The 17,569-nt window shown below is 68.3% G+C and carries 20 protein-coding genes; 11 read left to right on the top strand and 9 right to left on the bottom strand.

The genetic code is table 11. The features are described from left to right. Nucleotides 1-148: 148 nt before the first annotated feature. The 3 genes from ABD355_RS36555 (at nucleotide 149) to ABD355_RS36565 (ending at nucleotide 3,932) form a co-directional block, all read left to right on the top strand. Entirely contained in the window at nucleotides 149-1,321 is a 1,173-nt protein-coding gene (locus ABD355_RS36555) for a DUF3631 domain-containing protein (RefSeq protein ID WP_425585826.1), read from the top strand. Nucleotides 1,322-1,639: 318 nt separating this feature from the next. Next, entirely contained in the window at nucleotides 1,640-2,245 is a 606-nt protein-coding gene (locus tag ABD355_RS36560) for a hypothetical protein (RefSeq protein ID WP_344405318.1), read from the top strand. Then, nucleotides 2,235-3,932 (top strand): relaxase/mobilization nuclease domain-containing protein, encoded by a 1,698-nt coding sequence (locus tag ABD355_RS36565; RefSeq protein ID WP_344405319.1) that lies wholly within the window; start codon nucleotides 2,235-2,237, stop codon nucleotides 3,930-3,932. The genes ABD355_RS36560 and ABD355_RS36565 overlap by 11 nt, the downstream gene beginning before the upstream one ends. A gap of 12 nt (nucleotides 3,933-3,944) precedes the next feature. On the opposite strand, the gene ABD355_RS36570 is transcribed toward ABD355_RS36565, so the two are convergent. Both ABD355_RS36570 and ABD355_RS36575 read right to left on the bottom strand, forming a co-directional pair. Beyond that, complete coding sequence (locus ABD355_RS36570; protein WP_344405320.1) at nucleotides 3,945-4,763, bottom strand: class I SAM-dependent methyltransferase; 819 nt, start codon at nucleotides 4,761-4,763, stop codon at nucleotides 3,945-3,947. Continuing rightward, the gene (locus tag ABD355_RS36575) at nucleotides 4,760-6,082 is read right to left on the bottom strand and encodes a helix-turn-helix transcriptional regulator (RefSeq protein ID WP_344405321.1); all 1,323 of its coding nucleotides are present in this window, start codon (nucleotides 6,080-6,082) and stop codon (nucleotides 4,760-4,762) included. Before ABD355_RS36575 ends, ABD355_RS36570 begins: the two co-directional genes overlap by 4 nt. 104 nt (nucleotides 6,083-6,186) lie before the next feature. On the opposite strand from ABD355_RS36575, the gene ABD355_RS36580 reads away from it, so the two are divergent. From ABD355_RS36580 to ABD355_RS36600, 5 genes are all read left to right on the top strand, one after another. Next, the gene (locus ABD355_RS36580) at nucleotides 6,187-6,648 is read left to right on the top strand and encodes an ATP-binding protein (RefSeq protein ID WP_344405322.1); all 462 of its coding nucleotides are present in this window, start codon (nucleotides 6,187-6,189) and stop codon (nucleotides 6,646-6,648) included. Further along, nucleotides 6,642-7,118 (top strand): hypothetical protein, encoded by a 477-nt coding sequence (locus ABD355_RS36585; protein WP_344405324.1) that lies wholly within the window; start codon nucleotides 6,642-6,644, stop codon nucleotides 7,116-7,118. Before ABD355_RS36580 ends, ABD355_RS36585 begins: the two co-directional genes overlap by 7 nt. 28 nt (nucleotides 7,119-7,146) lie before the next feature. Continuing rightward, nucleotides 7,147-8,262: a hypothetical protein gene (locus ABD355_RS36590; RefSeq protein WP_344405325.1), complete on the top strand. Its 1,116-nt coding sequence runs from the start codon at nucleotides 7,147-7,149 to the stop codon at nucleotides 8,260-8,262. Beyond that, nucleotides 8,259-8,615: an ASCH domain-containing protein gene (locus ABD355_RS36595; protein ID WP_344405327.1), complete on the top strand. Its 357-nt coding sequence runs from the start codon at nucleotides 8,259-8,261 to the stop codon at nucleotides 8,613-8,615. The genes ABD355_RS36590 and ABD355_RS36595 overlap by 4 nt, the downstream gene beginning before the upstream one ends. A 183-nt stretch (nucleotides 8,616-8,798) precedes the next feature. Continuing rightward, nucleotides 8,799-9,299, top strand: a complete 501-nt coding sequence (locus tag ABD355_RS36600; RefSeq protein WP_344405328.1) for an NUDIX domain-containing protein — start codon at nucleotides 8,799-8,801, stop codon at nucleotides 9,297-9,299. A 240-nt stretch (nucleotides 9,300-9,539) separates the two neighbouring features. Here the strand turns inward: ABD355_RS36600 and ABD355_RS36605 are convergent, their stop codons facing one another. The 6 genes from ABD355_RS36605 to ABD355_RS36625 form a co-directional block, all read right to left on the bottom strand. Further along, nucleotides 9,540-10,574, bottom strand: coding sequence for a sporulation-delaying protein SdpB family protein (locus ABD355_RS36605; RefSeq protein ID WP_344405329.1), 1,035 nt, complete (start codon nucleotides 10,572-10,574; stop codon nucleotides 9,540-9,542). Next, nucleotides 10,508-11,050 carry an SdpA family antimicrobial peptide system protein gene (locus ABD355_RS44780; RefSeq protein WP_425585828.1) on the bottom strand — a complete coding sequence of 181 codons (543 nt, stop codon included), beginning with the start codon at nucleotides 11,048-11,050 and terminating at the stop codon, nucleotides 10,508-10,510. The genes ABD355_RS36605 and ABD355_RS44780 overlap by 67 nt, the downstream gene beginning before the upstream one ends. Before the next feature lie 60 nt (nucleotides 11,051-11,110). After that, on the bottom strand, nucleotides 11,111-11,695 hold the full coding sequence (locus ABD355_RS36610; RefSeq protein ID WP_344405331.1) for a sporulation delaying protein family toxin: 585 nt from the start codon (nucleotides 11,693-11,695) through the stop codon (nucleotides 11,111-11,113). Between the two features lie 824 nt (nucleotides 11,696-12,519). Beyond that, complete coding sequence (ppk2, locus tag ABD355_RS36615; protein ID WP_344405332.1) at nucleotides 12,520-13,428, bottom strand: polyphosphate kinase 2; 909 nt, start codon at nucleotides 13,426-13,428, stop codon at nucleotides 12,520-12,522. Between the two features lie 20 nt (nucleotides 13,429-13,448). Continuing rightward, a complete protein-coding gene (locus ABD355_RS36620; RefSeq protein ID WP_344405333.1) occupies nucleotides 13,449-13,682 on the bottom strand; it encodes a hypothetical protein in 234 nt (77 codons plus the stop codon). An 18-nt stretch (nucleotides 13,683-13,700) separates the two neighbouring features. Further along, entirely contained in the window at nucleotides 13,701-14,855 is a 1,155-nt protein-coding gene (locus ABD355_RS36625) for an inorganic phosphate transporter (protein WP_344405334.1), read from the bottom strand. Nucleotides 14,856-14,957: 102 nt separating this feature from the next. Here ABD355_RS36625 and ABD355_RS36630 point away from each other — a divergent pair, with 102 nt between their 5' ends. From ABD355_RS36630 to ABD355_RS36640, 3 genes are read left to right on the top strand one after another with little or no spacing between them, the layout of a single operon-like run. Further along, nucleotides 14,958-15,350 (top strand): helix-turn-helix domain-containing protein, encoded by a 393-nt coding sequence (locus ABD355_RS36630; RefSeq protein WP_115913281.1) that lies wholly within the window; start codon nucleotides 14,958-14,960, stop codon nucleotides 15,348-15,350. A 27-nt stretch (nucleotides 15,351-15,377) separates the two neighbouring features. Beyond that, the gene (locus tag ABD355_RS36635; protein WP_115905991.1) at nucleotides 15,378-15,791 is read left to right on the top strand and encodes a VOC family protein; all 414 of its coding nucleotides are present in this window, start codon (nucleotides 15,378-15,380) and stop codon (nucleotides 15,789-15,791) included. Beyond that, nucleotides 15,788-16,546, top strand: coding sequence for a VOC family protein (locus tag ABD355_RS36640; RefSeq protein WP_344405335.1), 759 nt, complete (start codon nucleotides 15,788-15,790; stop codon nucleotides 16,544-16,546). The genes ABD355_RS36635 and ABD355_RS36640 overlap by 4 nt, the downstream gene beginning before the upstream one ends. 422 nt (nucleotides 16,547-16,968) lie before the next feature. Here ABD355_RS36640 and ABD355_RS36650 read toward each other — a convergent pair whose 3' ends face one another. Then, on the bottom strand, nucleotides 16,969-17,550 hold the full coding sequence (locus ABD355_RS36650; RefSeq protein WP_344405339.1) for a dihydrofolate reductase family protein: 582 nt from the start codon (nucleotides 17,548-17,550) through the stop codon (nucleotides 16,969-16,971). Between the last annotated feature and the right edge of the window lie 19 nt (nucleotides 17,551-17,569).

A 17,569-nucleotide genomic window follows, 5' to 3' on the forward strand; every position in this document is an offset into this window, starting at 1 on the left:
CGGCCGTCACCTGTCGCCGGGGACGGACGTCCCCGTGGAGCGGGCCGAGCAACAAGAGATCGCAGCCACCGATGGCGGGACACGCGCTGGCAGCCATGAAGGCGCCGGTGCTCAGGTAGGCGCTGACGGGGTCGCGCTGCTGGACGAGTTGAGGGCAGCGATCGGCAAGTACGTGGTGCTGCCCAGCGAGGAGGCGCTGACCGCGGTCACCCTGTGGGTGGCGGCCACGCACATCCAGACGGCACTGCAGCACGCGCCGCGTCTCGCGGTGGTAAGCCCGACGAAGGGCTGCGGCAAGTCCCGGGTTCTGGACGTGCTCCACGAGACCGTGCACCAGCCGATGATGACGGTGAACACTTCACCGGCGGTCGTCTTCCGGGTCATCGGCAAGAACCCGCCCACCCTGCTGGTGGACGAGGCGGACACCATCTTCGGCCCCAAGGCGAGTGGTGACAGTGAGATCCTGCGCGGCCTGCTGAATGCCGGGCACCAGCGCAACCGGCCCGCCTGGCGGATCTCTGGTCCGGAGCACAAGCCGACCCCATTCCCCACCTTCGCCATGGCCGCCATCGCGGGGATCGGCGACCTGCCGGACACGGTCATGGACCGGGCGGTCGTGCTGCGGATGCAGAAGCGCAAGCCGGGCGAGAAGGTCACCCCCTTCCGCTCCCGGTATTCGGTGCCCGCACTCAACGCGCTGCGTGACCGGCTGGCCGCCTGGTTGGGTCCGCTGCGCGGGCAGGCCGCCCGCACGGTGCCGCAGATGCCGGTGGAGGACCGGGCAGCGGACACCTGGGAGCCGCTGGTCATCATCGCCGACCTCGCCGGCGGCCAGTGGCCCGCCCAGGCCCGTGCCGCCTGCCTGGCCATGACCCGCCACGAGGCGGCCCAGGACGAGCAGAGCAGCCTGAAGACGCGGCTCCTGCGCGACATCCACCGCATCTTCGCGCAGGCGGACAACCCCGAGGCCCTGGCCACTCAGGATCTGGTCGCCTCGCTGCTCCAGGACGCTGAGGCCCCGTGGGCGGAGTACGGCACCAAAGGGCTGAACGCGTACCACCTGAGCAACCTGCTGCGGGACTTCAACATCAGCCCGGCCAACTACCGGTTCGACAAGGGCAGGCAGGCCAAGGCGTACATGCGGAACCGGTTCCTGGACGCCTGGGCCCGCAACTGCCCGGACCTCGTCGAGGCGGCACCCGAGCCCGAACACGGCGCCGCCCCCGCCCGCATGCCGCGGGGCAGGCCGCCCGCTGCCCCGGCGGGGACACTGCCTGTCGGCCCGCCTGGTGGCCCCGCCGGGCCGAAGCACGCTCTCTGATCCCACCGGGGTCCGTATCACTTCGTCGCATCCGTCCCCGCGCAGGTCAGCGCGGGGACGGACTCTGTCGCCGGGACGGAGTTCTCCGTACCTACCCGCGTCTCCGTACCTGTGTTGACCAGGCATGCGACGGATGCGACGGACGTGACACAGCCCGTGCCCCCTCTCCTTCGGAGCACCACCATGCACACCGAGAACGACACGAACCACTCTTCTTCCCGCCGCTGGGGTTGGTTCAGCCGGGACCGACGAACAGCAGCAAGCTGGAGCGAACGAGCCCCTAAAGAGGCTTCGTCCGCGCTTGCCCCCGCCCCTGGGGTGGCGGAGGGAGAGGGGGCCGGGCGCCAGCGGGCGCCCGAGCCTGAGGAGGGGGTGAACGAGCCCCGCACCGCGTCTCCCGCCGACAGCGCCGAGCAGCCCGTCGCCGACTCCAACAGCCCGCTCGCCGAGCCGTCTGCCCGTCAAGCGCCCGCCGCCGTTGAGCAGCTCTCGTGGCGTGAGCCCGACGCCCCCACACTGCCCGCGCGGATGAACCGCAAGCGCACCATCGAGAAACGCGACCAGGAGAAGAAGATCCGCTTTACCCCGACCGCGGTCCGCCTCATCGATGCCGAGGCCAGGCGGCGCCACCAGAAGTTCGCCAGCTTCGTAGGCGATGCCGCCCTCGCCGTCGCGCTCGGCAAGGCGGGCATGGTCGGCAGCCCAGAGGACGACCCCATCCGCCCTCTGGTGGAGGCCATCGAAGCGCACACCAAGGCGTTGAATCGGATCGGCACCAACCTCAACCAGGTCACGACAGCCGTCCACTCCGGTGCGATACCCGACCGCACCGAGGCCGTCCTCGACCGCATCGAGCAGGCCGCCCAGGCCAGTTACGCACTCATGGACCGGCTCCTGGCGGTAGGAGCCGGTCATGGTGCCTGACGTCTCCACCGGCTCCAGCACCCTCGGCCTGATCAACTACCTCTTCGGCAAGGGGCGGCGCGACGAGCACACGGACCCCCACATCGTGGCTGCCTGGGACATGGCCGGCGCCCCCGACCCCGGCCGCGACCCCACCGCCACCTACACCCAGCTCGCCCGGCGCCTGGACCACCACGTCGACCTCCGCACCCGGGAACTCGGCGGAAAGCAGCCACCGCAACATGTGTGGCACTGCCCGGTGCGCACCGCGCCCGGCGACCGCTACCTCACCGACGCTGAGTGGGCCGAGGTTGCCCGCCGCGTCGTAGCCGCCACGGGCATCGCCCCCGAGGGAGACGACAAGGCGTGCCGCTGGATCGCGGTCCGGCACGCCGACGACCACATCCACATCATGGCCACCACCGTCCGAGCCGACGGCCGCCGCCCTCGTACTAACCGGGACGGCTGGCGGGCACAGCTGGAATGCCGCAAGATCGAGGCCGAGTTCGGGCTGCGCCGCCTGAAGTCCGGTGACCTCACCGCCCCGCGTACCCCGACCGGCGCCGAGCGGGCGAAGGCGGAACGCCAGGGCCGGGAGGAGACCGCGCGGGAGTGGCTGCGCGAGCAGGCGTACGCGGTCGCCGCCGCCGTACGCAGCATCGACGAGTACTTCACCGTGCTGCGGTCCCTCGGCATCCAGGTCAGGCCGCGCATCGGCCCGGAGACCGGCGAGGTGACCGGCTACAGCCTGGCCGCGCCCGGCGACACGGCCAACGGCGAGCCGGTCTGGTACGGCGGCTCAAAGCTCGCCCCCGACCTGTCCTACAACCGCCTCTGCGAACGCCTACCCACCCAGGAGCCAACCGACCGCCCTCAGCAGGTGACGGACCCGGCCGAATCGTGGCACCGAGCCGAGACCGCCATCCACGACGCCCAGGCAGTCCTCGACTCGGACGACGACGCCGTAGCCCAGGGGCATCTGGATGCCTTCGGCGACGCCCTCCACAACCTGGCCCTCGCCACCAACAGCGGGCACCGGGCCGAACTGCAAGCCGCCGCAAGGGCGTTCAACCGCGCCCGCCGCTCGGCGATCCGAGCCGACCACCAGGCCGCTACCGCCCTACGGGAAGCCGTCAAAGAACTCGCCTACGCCTCGCACGAGCCGGGCGGACTCGCCATCGCCCTGATCTTCGCCGCGCTCCAGGTGGCGCGCGCCGCCGCCAAGTGGCATGAGCAGCACGGCCACGAGCAGCAGGCCGCAGCGGCCGAAGAAGCCCTTCGCTACCTGCAGGCCGGTTACCAGCAGGCCGCCCACCCAGTCCTGGCGGATCTCACCCGTCGCGCACCGCGCGCCACAACCGCCAGCCGTTTCGAGCAGGACCTGCGCGCAGTCCTCCCCGACCACGCCGACCGCGTCCTCGCCGATCCCGCCTGGCCGGCCCTGACCACGACCCTCGCCCGTGCCGAGACCGCCGGCCACAACCCCCGACGCCTCTTGGCCGAGGTCACCGCACGGCGAGAACTCGACACCGCCGATCGCCCCGCAGAAGTTCTCAACTGGCGCATCATCGTGCAGCCGAACAGCCGAGCCCAGGCGGCTCGCAGCCGGAGCACCCGCATCACCACACCCGTGACGCCCACACCACAGCCCACGTCCTCGCCCACGACGATGAGCGAACGGCCTACGGAGCGCGGCCGACGCCGATAGCCAAGTCGGCTCTCAGCGACGGCAGACGAGAATGCCGCCCAGGCACGTGACCTCGAAGGCCCCGTGCTGGGCGATGTGATCGACGAGAATCGCGCGGGCCCGCTCGATCGTGGCCTCGAAGGGCACGTCGTGCTGGTCCGCCCACGCCCGGTAGGAGGCCATGTGTGCGATGACCGGCTCGGGATCGTGGACCGTGATGGTGCCGGGCAGTTCGATCGTCTCCACCCGGCCGAACTCCTCCCCCAGAAAGGCCGGGGCCTTCTCCAGAGAGAAGCGGGCGCTGAGCGAGATGCGGGCCGGGCCGCGTCCGGTGCCGAGGACGTCGCCCGCGGCCCGCTGCCACAGGTCGTCGAGTTCGGCCTTGTCCTGGTCGCTGTTGGTGGAGGCGATCACCAGCCCGTCACGGGCGACGACGCGGGACAGCTCCTGCACCGCCTGGGGGATGTCGGGGACGTGGTACAGCATGTGCAGCGCCAAGGCGGCGTCGACGCTCGCCGCGGCCAGCGGCAGGCCAGTGGCGTCCGCCACGGCGACCGGGCCGGGCACTCCGGCGAGGATGCCCGGCGCGATGTCCAGTCCGAGCAGGGCCAGATCGGGCCGGTCGTGGCGAAGCCTCTGGATGAACTTGCCGTTGCCGCAGCCGACATCGACCACTCGACCGCGTACACCGCTCAACAGCTCGACGACGATGCCGGGCAGGTCGTGACGGGGCGTCTGCCACCGGTAGAGAGACTGGCGGGCGGCCAGATCCGCGTCGCTGTTGTAGGCGCTTCCGGCGAGGCGGTCCCGGTCGGTGACGGCGGCATCGTGTGCGGCGGACAGTTCGGTCACGTCGGCAGCTCCGGTGAGTGGGCGGCAGGTGAGGCCGCGAGGACGGCCGTGTGCTGGAGTCGTTCGCGAAGGTATGTGGCCTGCGCGGCTCCACCGTACTGCGGCCCTCCCAGCTCCCGGCCCAGAGCAGTGAGTCGGCGCACGATGCTGGCCGACATGCGCTCGGGCGGGGACCCAAGGACGAATCCGAGCATCGCCTCGGTGCCATCCAGGTCACCCAACAGCAGGTGGCCGCGGGCGAGATCGACATGGGCGGCGAACAGGTCGCCGACCGACTGGTCGTCGTCCTCAGCGCTGCGGTAGAGCCGGATCGCGGTGTCCGCGCTGGCGATCGCCTGCTGAACGTGTTCCCGGCCGCCCACCGCCAGGTTGGTCGTCCCGGCGTACGCGAACTGCTTCGCGGCCGGGAAGGCGAAGACGCCCGGCACCTCGTCGTGGCCGGCCATCGCCTCGCGGGAGCGCTCGGCGTCCGCAAGAGCAGCCACCGCGCCCACCCTGTCTCCGACTATGGCCAGCGCCCGCGCCTCCAGGCTCGCCAACCGGGCTCCGATGCTGCCGGGAGCCCGGTGGTGACGGCCTGCCTGCGCCAGCCGCGCTGCCTGCTCGTACCGCCCGGTCCAGTAGGCGATCAGGGATTCCACGGCCCGCACCCAGGCCAGCATCCCCTCGTGCCCGACCGCCTCCGCACACGCCCGAGCGGTACGGGCGTGGGTGGCAGCGGAGTCGTAGTCTCCCAGGTCCAGGCAGACGTGCGCGGACAGACCGCACAACCGTGAGGCCGCGACGTACAGGTCAGCAGTCTGCCGGGGATGTTGGCGTCCGCGCAGCAGCTCGAACGCCCCGTCCCGCAGCCGCTTGATCTCGATGTACAGCTCCATCAGCGGATGGCTGACGTAGGCGCGGGCGAGTCTCGCGACATCGGCCTCCAACTGCTCGACAACGAACTCGTCGGCGTTGCGCTGCGCGATGAACTGGGCGAAGTCCGCCGACACCACCGCGTCCGCCGACACGGCACCCGAGCGCGAAGGCGCCACAGGCCGCGCCGGAGCGGCCTCCACGGCCTTGGCTCCATCCTGGCGGCTCTTGCTGACCGCCACAGCACGGTCGAGCGCTCCGATGTCGACGCCGAACACCTGCGCCAGATACCTGCGGGTATACGGAACCGGGATACGCGCCTCGCGCTCGTAACGCCCGATCTCCTTACCGGTCTTGGTGGCACGCCCTTCCAGGGCGTTGTACTCGTCGGCCACCCGCTGCTGGGTCCAGCCACGCTCAGTGCGCAGCCGGATGAGCAGCGCGCCGATCCCCGTGTCGCCCATCCCCTCTCCCCTGAGCATGCGAACTCTGGCCCCCATAGTGGCCCCCTGCACGGCCCCCACGCTGGCTCCCGACCCAAACGAGCGACGGCGGTTGGCTGTTGGCCATGCCCAGCACTCTGCCCGACGAGCCGGACACCCTGGCGCCGGACCAAGCCCTCGACGGCGCTGTCGAGCACGAAACGATGCTCTTCGAGCGGCGCCGGACCACCCCAGGCGCCGCCCGATCCTTCGTCGCCGAGACCCTTACCCAGTGGGGCCGGACCGAACGCCTTGACGACATCCGGCTGTGCATCTCCGAGCTCGCCACCAACGCCGTCGTGCACGGAGCGCCTGCGGGCGGTCAGGTCCTCGTACGCGTCGAAATACACGCCACCGTGCTGCGCATCGAGGTGCACGACGGCGGCAATGGCGCACCCGCCAAGCGGGAGCTACGGGGCACGGCCGACGGCGGCCGTGGTCTGCATCTGGTCTCCGCAGTCGCCGACCACTGGGGCGTGGAGGAACGCCAGGGTCCCGGCAAGTGCGTCTGGGCCGCCTTCCACCACAGCGCGGTGCGCACATGGTGACGCCTGTCCGCACCGAGTCCTTCACGCCGTCCGCCGGACTGATCGCCTCCCTGGCCACCACCACGTGGTTGGACAACACTCCGACCGGCGCCACTCTGTGCTGCCTCCTTCTGGTGCCCCAACCGCCCCGCAACTGCTATGAGACGCCGGCCGTCATCGAGCAACGCATGCGCGCAGTCGCCGAAGCTCTGCACCTCGGCCCAGCGACCACACCCCCGCCGGACATCGGGCCACGCCTACGTCTAATCGCCCCGACTGAGGTGGCCCTGCGCTTCGACGGCACCCCCTACCGCAAACGCATCCCCACCGGCCGCCCCTGGACTCTGCTGCTCGGCCAAGGGACCCCGGCGGCTCTCGTCCTCGGCCTCGACCCACTCTCCCGCAGCGCCGCATCCGCGGAGATCGACTCCTACCTGGACCGCGCCGCGCTCCGCCGGCGCCTCCTCCTCGGCCACACCCGAACCGAATGAACCCCAACCCACCCCAGGGGGACATCCCGTGACGACCCACCCCGTCTCACCGAACACCGTCCTGGCCAACGCCCTCCACCACGCCGAGGACGTCCTGACCCCACGCATCCTGGCCACCCCACCAGAGCGGATCGTGCTGGTCGTCGGCACTCAGATCAACGGCGCCCCGCACATCGGCACCTCACTCGTGCAGTCCCTGGCCTTCGCCATGGCCGCCCGCCTGCGCGACCGCTTCGGCATTCCCACCGAAGTCCTGTTCAGCGCCCTCGACAACGCCCCCTACGAGCTGGCCACCGACCCCGCGACCGGCAACCGCTACCAGCGCGCCTACGCCCAGGCCCTCGGGGACCAGGCTCTCGGCGACCTCGTCTCGGCCCTCTACCAGCCGTTATTCATCACGCTGTCGCGACGCCTGGGCATCCCCCACCGCGTCGAGACCTACACTCAGCAGCAGGCTGGCGAACACTTCCGCCGCACCTGGCTGCGACTCCTGCCCCGCCTCGACGCCGCCCGTTGGTGGCTCGCCCCCTCCACCGGCAACCCGCACCTGCGCATCCCCTGCCCACACCACGGCTGCGGCTGGGCCGAGAAGTACGCCGAACACACCCGCGTCCACCTCGCCGGTCGCGAGGCCGCGCAAGTCGCTGCCGTCTGCCTGCACCACGGGCCGTACCAGGCCACGATCACCCCGACGGGAGGCGCCTACCTGGACCTGGCCACCCTGTACCGCAACACGGTCAAGGAACTCGCCCTGTCCGACCCCCGCGGCACCCTGCACGTCATGGTCAAGGGCGGTGACTGGGTCTTCGGCTCCCACTTGGTCGACGAAGCGCTCCAGGCGGTCGGCCTCACCCGTGCCCAGCTCCCCACCCGATTGTTCTGCCCGCAGGTCGTCACCGACACCGGCGCCAAGCTGTCCAAGTCGCTGATCCGTGAGGGCCGCGCTCCCTTGCCCGACGGCGCAGCGGACTGGATGCTCGACACGCGACAGTGGCCAGGCACGGTTACGGAGTATGCGGAGCAACTGCTGGCCATGACCGATACGTTTCTGTCCGACCCCCGTCACTTCTTCCGTTCGTACTCGGCCGCCGAGATCGGCCGCATGATGACCGCACCAGCCGCCAGGAGCGTTCCCGTCGTATGACCGACTCCACCGCCCGCGTCCGCGAACTCAATCTCTACCGCCAGTACTTCGATCTCGTGGCCGCGGGCACCAAGACCATCGAGGTGCGGGTGAAATACCCACACCTCGCCGACCTCGCCGCCGGTGACACCATTCGCTTCCGCATCAAGGGCACCGACGAGACCTGCGAGGTCAATGTCAAGCGGGTCGCCGAGTACCCCGACTTCGAGGCGCTGCTCGACGGCGAGGGACCGGCCAACATCAACCCGACCGCTACTCGCGAACAGCAGCTCGCCAACATCCGCACCATCTACCCGCCCGAGAAGGAAGCCCTCGGCGCCCTCGCCATCCAGATCCAACGCGCTGTTGCATGATGCGACTGAGCTGGAGGGCAGCTGCCGCCTACCGCCCTCCAGCATCGGCTGCCCTGCATACAGTGACTCGGCCTCCGACGCTCACACATATGGCTTGCCCAAGGAGCCTGGGGCACCGTGGTCCGCTGTGCTCGCGAAGCACTGGCTCAATCTGTCCAAGGTGGTCGACGAAGGGACGTAACCGTGTCTCAGCGGACAACCGACGATCAGCCCAAAGCCCTGCCGCCCGCCCTCGAATCCATGACCCTTCTGGTCGCCGCCGTCATCGTCCACGACAAAGCCACCAACCGCGTCGTCCTCCTCCAGCGCAGCCAGAACGCCAAGTTCGCCCAGGGCATGTGGGACCTCCCCGTCGGCAAGAGCGAACCCGGCGAGCCCATCACCGAAACCGCCGTGCGCGAACTGCACGAGGAGACCGGTCTGACCGTGAAGCCGGAGTCTCTGAAGGTTGCCCACATCATCCATGGCGCCTGGGGTGTGGAGGCGCCCAACGGCTTCCTCACCGTTGTCTTCGCCGCCCACGAATGGACCGGCGAGCCCGAAAACCGCGAGCCACGCAAGCACGCCCAGGTCCGGTGGGTCGACGCCGGCTCAATCCCGGAGAACTTCGTGGACACCACCTCAAGCGCCCTCCACCGGTATCTTTCGGCAGGCCCGGAGGTCTCCCTCGACGGCTGGCAATAGGGGCGCCAACTGCAGAGTTATTGTAGGAACACACTCCGGCGGACTTAGACAGGGAACACTCCTCGTTTCGGCGGTCACACGCCTTTACCGTCGAAACGGTGCATCGCCTCACGATACCGTGCGTCTCCGACGCTTTGACGGGACACCTTCTGTACCATCCGGTATCGACCGCATTCAGGACACTTCTGATAGCGCTTCCGTCCAAGCCTTACAGCTTTGAACGAGACAAAACTGACCCACTCAGTCGAGAACAAGTGACCCACCGCGCACTGCACCACTACTCGCGCCATTAGCCCCATCCTTCCTTGCTGCACCTTTTCGCACCATACGGCGGAAGTCGAGATTTACGTTCGGATCCTGCAGCGCCAGGACCAGCGCACCGAACATGATGACCGCGAAACTGAAGAGCCCCATGAAGATCGCTATGCCAGCATGAAGCATGATACCCAGCCAGAACACACGCCTCCGCATCGCGAGCTTCCAGAACAATGCAAATGATAAAGTGAGCTCGACGATAATGGTACCCCAAGTGAAAGCGGAGACTGTGTATCTGTTTTCCAGGAAGAGCTGCGCAACCGGCTTCCAGAACCCAAGAAGCCCGAAGGTCGGATCATTCAGCCAGTAGTAGAGCGCCGTACCGTTGGCCCACTCTTTCACGCCAAATTTTGCCACGGCTGACTGAAAGTAGATGCCTGCTACTTGAATGCGTATCACCCAATGGGTGACATAGCAGAACGCGGCTGCCGAGTTCGCCAAGGGTTTCGTCGTGTCTTTGACAGCCCAATGCCATACTCGATCGTCCGCCAGCCCGAAGGGGATCATGGTCAGAGTCAGAATAAGAGCAACGTTGTCGCCGCCGTCCGGCAGGCTGAGCGAGTTGGCGATACTGAACGCAACCCACCACTGCGGAATGACAAAGATCCTAGGCCGCCAGCCGATGATGGACGGCACCAAGAGCAGGGCCAGAAGGTATCTGCGCACGTCGGGACTTAAACCGTGCCCACCGACGCAGAACCCTGAAACAGCCGACACCCCGTCGCAGTACGGCGCTCTCCCCATGCCGATAACCGGGTGAAAGAGAGCCCCAGCCGACGTGAACACGAGGGTGGCGAACATACCAATCGCCAACAACGTGCGCGCGAGGCCGTAGACGTTGGTACGAGGGTCGAATCGTTGTGCATCGGCGGGTGGCTGCCATCTAGTCAGTTTCAACACTGAACGTTCACCGCCGCCGCCTTCGTGATCCGGTACTGATGCTTTGCGATGCTGCGCCACGCCCAGGGGACGGGCTCCTCTGAAGTCAGGATGATCTGTCCGCACAGCGTCGGAATCGGAGACCCATTCGCCACCTGGGGAGCAGCCTTAAATTCGCTAACCCGGCAGTCGGCAACGACGTACGCGCCGCATTCTTTCCACGCGCTTTCTGGTATCGAGTGGAGCAGGCTGGCTATCTCGGGCCCTTGAGCCCTTGCTCTCCTGCTGGCACCAAAAAGATTCGACGGAGTGGCGTTGGGGCCGATGAGAGCATTCTTCGGCATTCCATCTCCGGCAATCTTGTAGGCCACATTAGCCGGTGTCCTGGGACTCTTGGTGAAGAACCCCCACCCCTGCGGCCAAACCCTACTGATCGTCTGACGCGACGTTGCCATTCCGGGTGGAGATGCCGCAGCATCAGGAAGTGCCGCCATAACAGAGATTACGCCGAGCACGCCCCAAAGGGCGGCGCCGCCAAAGAAGCCTATGCGAGACATTATTTTCCATACTCCCCGTAGGCGTCCGCTTCAGGCGGAGCCGCCCCCTTCAAACAATGGTCAGCCAGCCAACCCCGTCGACAGCGCCGCTACGGCCTTGTCGGTGGTCAGGTTCTGATGCTCCGGCGAGACGGTCAGCACGACGACCACGACACCTACGGCTTCAGCTGCGACGGCACCGGTAGTCGCGAAGCTCCAGTGCTGCACAGCCACCGCGTCGGCCGCGACCGTGTCATTGGTGAAGAACCAACCAGCGGAGGACGCAGGGGTCACCGAGGTGCGCTTCTCGGCCACATCCCTGGCGACGTCCCGGGACATGCTCTCCAGCCGCTTGAGCCCGTTCTGGACCTGATAGGGATCGCCCGACGTGACTTCGCTGCGGAACTTCTCCGCGAACCCCGAGTCCTTTGCTGCCGCAAGCTGCAGGAAAGCGGCCACAGATTTACTGTCGGCACCCTTGGCCTGGCCGGCCGGCACGAGGGCGACTTCCGGGTGGTCGTGGGCGACAGGTCCCTTACCCATAACCCCCAGAATGATCTCCGCCGTCGAGTATTCCGCCTTCTCTTTTCCGGTCGATGAGGAGGCCCATGAAACACCAGCCGATGCCCCTAGGGCGACCACGGCGGCGAGAGTTCCTGCCGCCACCCCTCTACCTAATGATCTCCGCTTTTTCATTTCCCCTCGTTTCAGGTCGTCGTGCAGAGACGTGCGATATCGAACACTAGTCACAGCAGAGAATTACCGCCTCGCACGTTTCAGCCGTCCAGTATCGACCTGCATCAGACACGGCCGAAGTGGAATATTCCGCTCAGCAGAAAGCCATGATCAGGTATTTTTGTGTTCCCTTTGCAATCGACCGGCGGAAAATTGCGTCCGACGTGGACAGACACCGGTCGCCGCAAACGGGACACGTCGTGATCAGCTGCCGATTCGACCTGGCTGGATTGAAACGTTGCAGTCGCTGCGATCTGCGACTCCACGGCCCCTCAGAAAGGGCCAGCCGCTCCTTTGCCCGTGCTTCAGTTGCGGCCGGGCAAACGATCACAACCTGACAGCTCAGGACCACGACAGCCTTCGCGCCGTGGCATCCCCTCGCACACGTGGACCAGCAGTCCGCACACAGTCCGCAAGACACCCGCTCAAGACCGTCGCACCCCATCTCCACCCATCACCAAAAGGCCAGGTCAGCGCCCCACAGGAAACATCCCCGCAGGTCACCGACCTGGCCCATTACTAGGAGACCAAGAAGGCCTGACGAACGGCCCGTTCGCGTGGACCGCGATCGGTGCACCATCGCAGGTCCACGGGCGTTCCGAAGGGGCCCGGCCGGGAACCGGCCGGGCCCCTTCGGCTACCGACGTGAGGCGGTCTCCGGACAACTCCCCGACCGCGTCGGGCCGGTCCCGGCGGAGTGGGCGGACGCGTCCGCGCAGCTCGCTGCGGGCAGGCCGTGAGGAACGGTGGCGTGCCTACCGACCGCCGACCAGGCCCTCGTCATCGCCCTCCCCCACCTCCAGCAGGCCGGCCGCCGCCCCCACGATCCGCGGATCGGGGCTGCCGACGACCTCCTCGTCCTTGCCGGTGTAGTCGAAGCGGGCGAGCACGCTGCGCATGGCCTCGACGCGGGCCCGTTTCTTGTCGTTGCTCTTGACCACCGTCCAGGGCGCGTGCTCCGTGTCCGTCTCGCGGAACATGGCGACCTTCGCGGCGGTGTAGTCGTCCCAGCGGTCCAGGGAGGCGAGGTCCATGGGGCTGAGCTTCCACTGCCGTACGGGGTCGACCTGACGGATGGTGAAGCGGGTGCGCTGCTCGCCCTGGGAGACCGAGAACCAGAACTTGATCAGGTCGACGCCGTCGTCCACGAGCATCCGCTCGAATGCGGGCGCCTGCCGCATGAAGCGCCGGTACTCGTCGTCCGAGCAGAAGCCCATGACCCGCTCGACGCCCGCTCGGTTGTACCAGGAGCGGTCGAACAGCACGATCTCGCCCGCGGTCGGCAGGTGTTCGACGTAGCGCTGGAAGTACCACTGCCCGCGCTCGCGTTCGGTCGGCTTCTCCAGCGCCACCACCCGGGCGCCGCGCGGGTTGAGGTGCTCGGTGAATCGTTTGATGGTGCCGCCCTTGCCGGCCGCGTCCCGTCCCTCGAAGACGATGACGAGCCGGCGCCCGGTCTCCTTGATCCAGCTCTGCAGCTTCAGCAGTTCGATCTGCTGGAGCCGCTTGTGCCAGTCGTACTCCTTGCGCTCCATGCGGTGCCCGTACGGATAGTTCTCCCGCCAGGTGTCGATCGGGCTGCCGTCCGGGCGGATGAGCACCGGGTCGTCGGGGTCGGTGTAGTCGACCTTCAGATCGGCCGGCAGGGGTGGCGTCGTCGTCATCCCGTTGTCCTTCCGGAATCTCAGTGGAACTGCGGCACGATCAGATAGATCCCGTACGCCACCACGGCGGCGCAGGCGAGGAAGCACAGGCCCGCCTGGGCGAGGCCGAGGGACGAGGTCCCGCCGCCGTCCTCGCGTGCCCCTTCGAAGCGGGCGAGGCCGAGTACGCCGAGGGCGAAGACGACGACCACGGCGACGGTGACGCCGACGCTCACCGCGGTGACCTGGCCGAGTGCGTTCCAGTCGAGGTTCATGAGGGGAACTCCCGTGTTTCAGGCGGCCGTGCCGACGCGGGCCGGCGGTTCGGTGCGGAGGGTGACTTCGTGGGCGTCGTTGACGTTGCTCGCGTGCACCGGGTTGCGGCGCGAGACGAGGACGATGCCGGTGGCGACGGCGGCGCCGACCAGGGCGACGACGACGGTGCCGAGGTTGCCGCCGTGCTTGACCACGCTCGCCGAGACTCCGCCGACCAGCGCGGCCGCGGGCAGTGTGATCAGCCAGGCGGCGACCATGCGGCCGGCGACGCCCCAGCGGACCTCCGCGAGGCGTCGGCCGAGACCGGCGCCGAGGATGGAGCCCGAGGCGACCTGTGTGGTGGACAGGGCGAAGCCGAGGTGGGCGGAGGTGAGGATGACGGTCGTGGAGGCCGTCTCGGCGGCGAAGCCCTGCGGGGACTGGATCTCGGTCAGGCCCTTGCCCATGGTGCGGATGATCCGCCAGCCGCCCAGGTAGGTGCCGAGGCCGATGGCGAGGCCGGCGGAGGCGATCACCCAGACCGGCGGGCCGGCGTCATGGCCGAGGGCGCCCGCGGAGATCAGGGTCAGCGTGATGATGCCCATGGTCTTCTGTGCGTCGTTGGTGCCGTGGGCGAGCGAGACCAGCGAGGCCGAGGCGATCTGGCCGATGCGGAAGCCCTTGGTGACGGAGTCCTTGCGGCCGCGGGCGGTGAGCCTGTAGGCGAGGTAGGTGGCGATCAGGGCCGCGACTCCGGCCACGACCGGGGAGGCCACCGCGGGGATCAGCACCTTCTCGACAACCTTGTCGAAGTGCACGCCGTGGGATCCCGCGCCGACCCACACGGCGCCGATCAGCCCCCCGAACAGGGCGTGCGAGGAGCTGGAGGGCAGTCCCACCAGCCAGGTCAGCAGGTTCCACAGGATCGCCCCGACCAGCCCAGCGAAGATCATCCCCGGGCTGACGAGGGTGTCGTCCACGATGCCGCCGGAGATTGTCCTGGCGACCTCGGTGGACAGGAAGGCACCGACGATGTTGAGGACTCCGCTGACGAGCACCGCTGTTCTCGGCTTGAGCGCGCCGGTGGCGATGGAGGTGGCCATCGCGTTGGCGGTGTCGTGGAATCCGTTGGTGAAGTCGAACGCCAGGGCCGTGACGACGACTACCGCCACGAGGAACGTGATGTGGTCCATTCCCCCAGGGGAACAAGCGCTTTCATACGGCAGGCGAACTCAAGGCAAAGCCCACCCCAGAACCCCGCGCCCGGCCGGTGAGGGCCGTGCGATGCTGACGTGGTGAACCGTGAGGATCTGGTACGCCTGCGACAGGCCCGCGACCGTATGGACCGGGAGTACGCCGAGCCCCTCGACGTGGCCGCCCTCGCGGGCACCGCCCTGATGTCCCCCGGGCACTTCCAGCGCAGCTTCCGCGAGGCGTACGGCGAGACCCCGTACGGCTATCTCATGACGCGCCGCATCGAACGCGCCAAGACCCTGCTGCGGCGCGGCGACCTCACCGTCACGGAGGTCTGCATGGCGGTGGGCTGTACCTCGCTGGGCTCCTTCAGTGCCCGTTTCACCGAACTGGTGGGCGAGACGCCGAGCTCCTACCGGGCCCGCTCGCACGAGGAGAGCGCGGAGATCCCGCCGTGCGTGGTGCGCGCATACACGCGTCCCAGAAGGACGTGACGCCGGTATCGACCTTAGGTTGGCCCCATGGACCTGAAACTGCACACCTGTTTCATCGCCGTCGACGACCACGACAAGGCGATCGCCTTCTACTGCGACGTCCTGGGCCTGGAGATCCGCAACGACGTCAAGTACGAGGGAATGCGGTGGACGACCGTCGGGTCTCCTCTGCAGCCGGACGTGTCGATCGTCCTGGAGCCGCCCGCGGCCAACCCCGACCTCTCCCCCGCCGACCGTGACGCGATGGAGCAGCTGCTGGCCAAGGGCGTGCTGCGCGGGGTCAACTTCACCACCGAGGACTGCGACGCCCTCTTCGCCCGCGTCCAGGAGTCCGGCGCCGAGGTGCTCCAGGAGCCGACGGACATGCCGTACGGGGTCAGGGACTGCGCGTTCCGGGATCCGGCGGGGAACATGCTGCGGTTCATGGAGCGGAAGGGATGAGCCGACAGGCCTTGTGGACCTACGCCTTCATAGACCGGCCGATCGAGTCCTTCACAGCCGCCTGCGAGTTCTGGACGGCCGTCACCGGTACGCACCTTTCCGAACTCCGCGGTGAGCAGAAGGAGTTCACGACCCTTCTGCACGACGGGGCCGACGCCTGCATCAAGGTGCAAGGGATCACCTCGGGTCCCGGCGGTGCGCATCTGGACTTCCCGGTGGCCGACGAACGTGAGTTCATGCGCTCTGCGGTGGCTCTCGGGGCGGAGGTGGTCGCCGATCACGGGACGTGGGCCGTGCTGCGGTCGCCCGGGGGCCAGCAGCTGTGCACCATGCCGTGGCGCGCGGAGGCGACGCGGCCGCCCGTCGTGCGGGGCAGCCGCCTCGACCAGGTCTGCATCGACATCGCGCCTTCTGCATACGACGCCGAAGTCGCCTTCTGGAGCGCCCTGTTGCCGCAGTGGCAGTCACGGGCGGGCTCGCTCCCCGAGTTCCATGTGCTCACGCCGCCGGTGGGCCTCCCGATCCGCATCCTCCTCCAGCGCCTCGACGAGGACCGCCCCACCACCGCCCACCTCGACCTGGCCTGCACGGACATCGAAGCGACCCGTACCGCCCACGAACGCCTCGGCGCGCGGCCGGTCGCCCGCGGAACCCACTGGACGGTGATGCAGGACCCGACGGGCGGAACGTACTGCCTGACGGGGCGGGATCCGCAGACGGGCGGGTTGCCTGCGCAGGGGGCTCGCGGCTCCTAGGGCCACGCACGAACGCACGCAGCGACCGTGCCCCCGTCGTCGTGCGGACACGCGGTGGCCTTCAGCAGCGGGGGCAGGCTCATCAAGGATCTGCCTGTTCCCAGCCGACCGGCGGCCGCGGTTCTGCGGAGTCCTGCAGCCACAGGGTGAGCCCTCCGCCGGCGGCCGGCCCCGCACCTTCTGCTACACGGGGCTCAGGTACACGGGGCTCAGGATTTTTTCGCGGCGGGTTTTCCGGTTTGCTGGTCCGGTTCGGCGCCTTGGGTGACGTACGCCTCGCACTCGGGGTTGCGACAGGGGCCCGGCACCCAGGCCGGGACCCACGCGCCCAGGGTCTTGTGGCGTCTGACGACCGTTTCCACGGGCTGTCCGCAGACCGGACAGACGTGTTCTGAGCTGTCCATGTCCTCAGCGTAGGCCGGTCAGCGGCGGCGCGCGTAGGTGCGGACGAGAGCGCCGTTGTCGAAGGTGCGCACCGACTCCAGCGTGAAGTCGGTGACGGAGAAGCCCGCGCCGAACATCGGCATGCCCGAGCCGTAGACCTGCGGATACGTCTTGATGACCAACTCGTCGATCTCGTCGAGCAGTTCACCGGCGACCTGCGAGCCGCCGCACAGCCAGATGCCGAGTTCGCCGTCCTCGGCCTTCAGCTCGCGGACCCTGCCGACCAGGTCCTCCGAGATGATCTCGACATGCGGGTCGGGGGATTCCGTCAGGGTGCGCGAGGCGACGTACTCGCGCAGATGGGCATACGGGCTGGTGATCCCGGCGTCGAGGGCGAGCCGGTAGCTGGTCCGGCCCTGGATGACGGTGTCGAAGCGGAGGTTGTCGCCCTTGAGGCCGAGCGGCTCGCGGGCCTGGGTCGGGACCGTCTCCGGGTACGTCGAGGCGAGGAAGCCGAGGAACTCCTCGTCCAGGAACGCGAACATCGACGACGCGTCGCCGTCCGGGGCCCCGATGAACCCGTCGATGGAGCAGGCGACGAAGTAGGTGAGCTTTCGCAAACCGATCTCTTTCGCTAGG

Origin of the sequence: Streptomyces longisporus, assembly GCF_039532765.1 — a bacterium.
Taxonomy (GTDB): domain Bacteria; phylum Actinomycetota; class Actinomycetes; order Streptomycetales; family Streptomycetaceae; genus Streptomyces; species Streptomyces longisporus.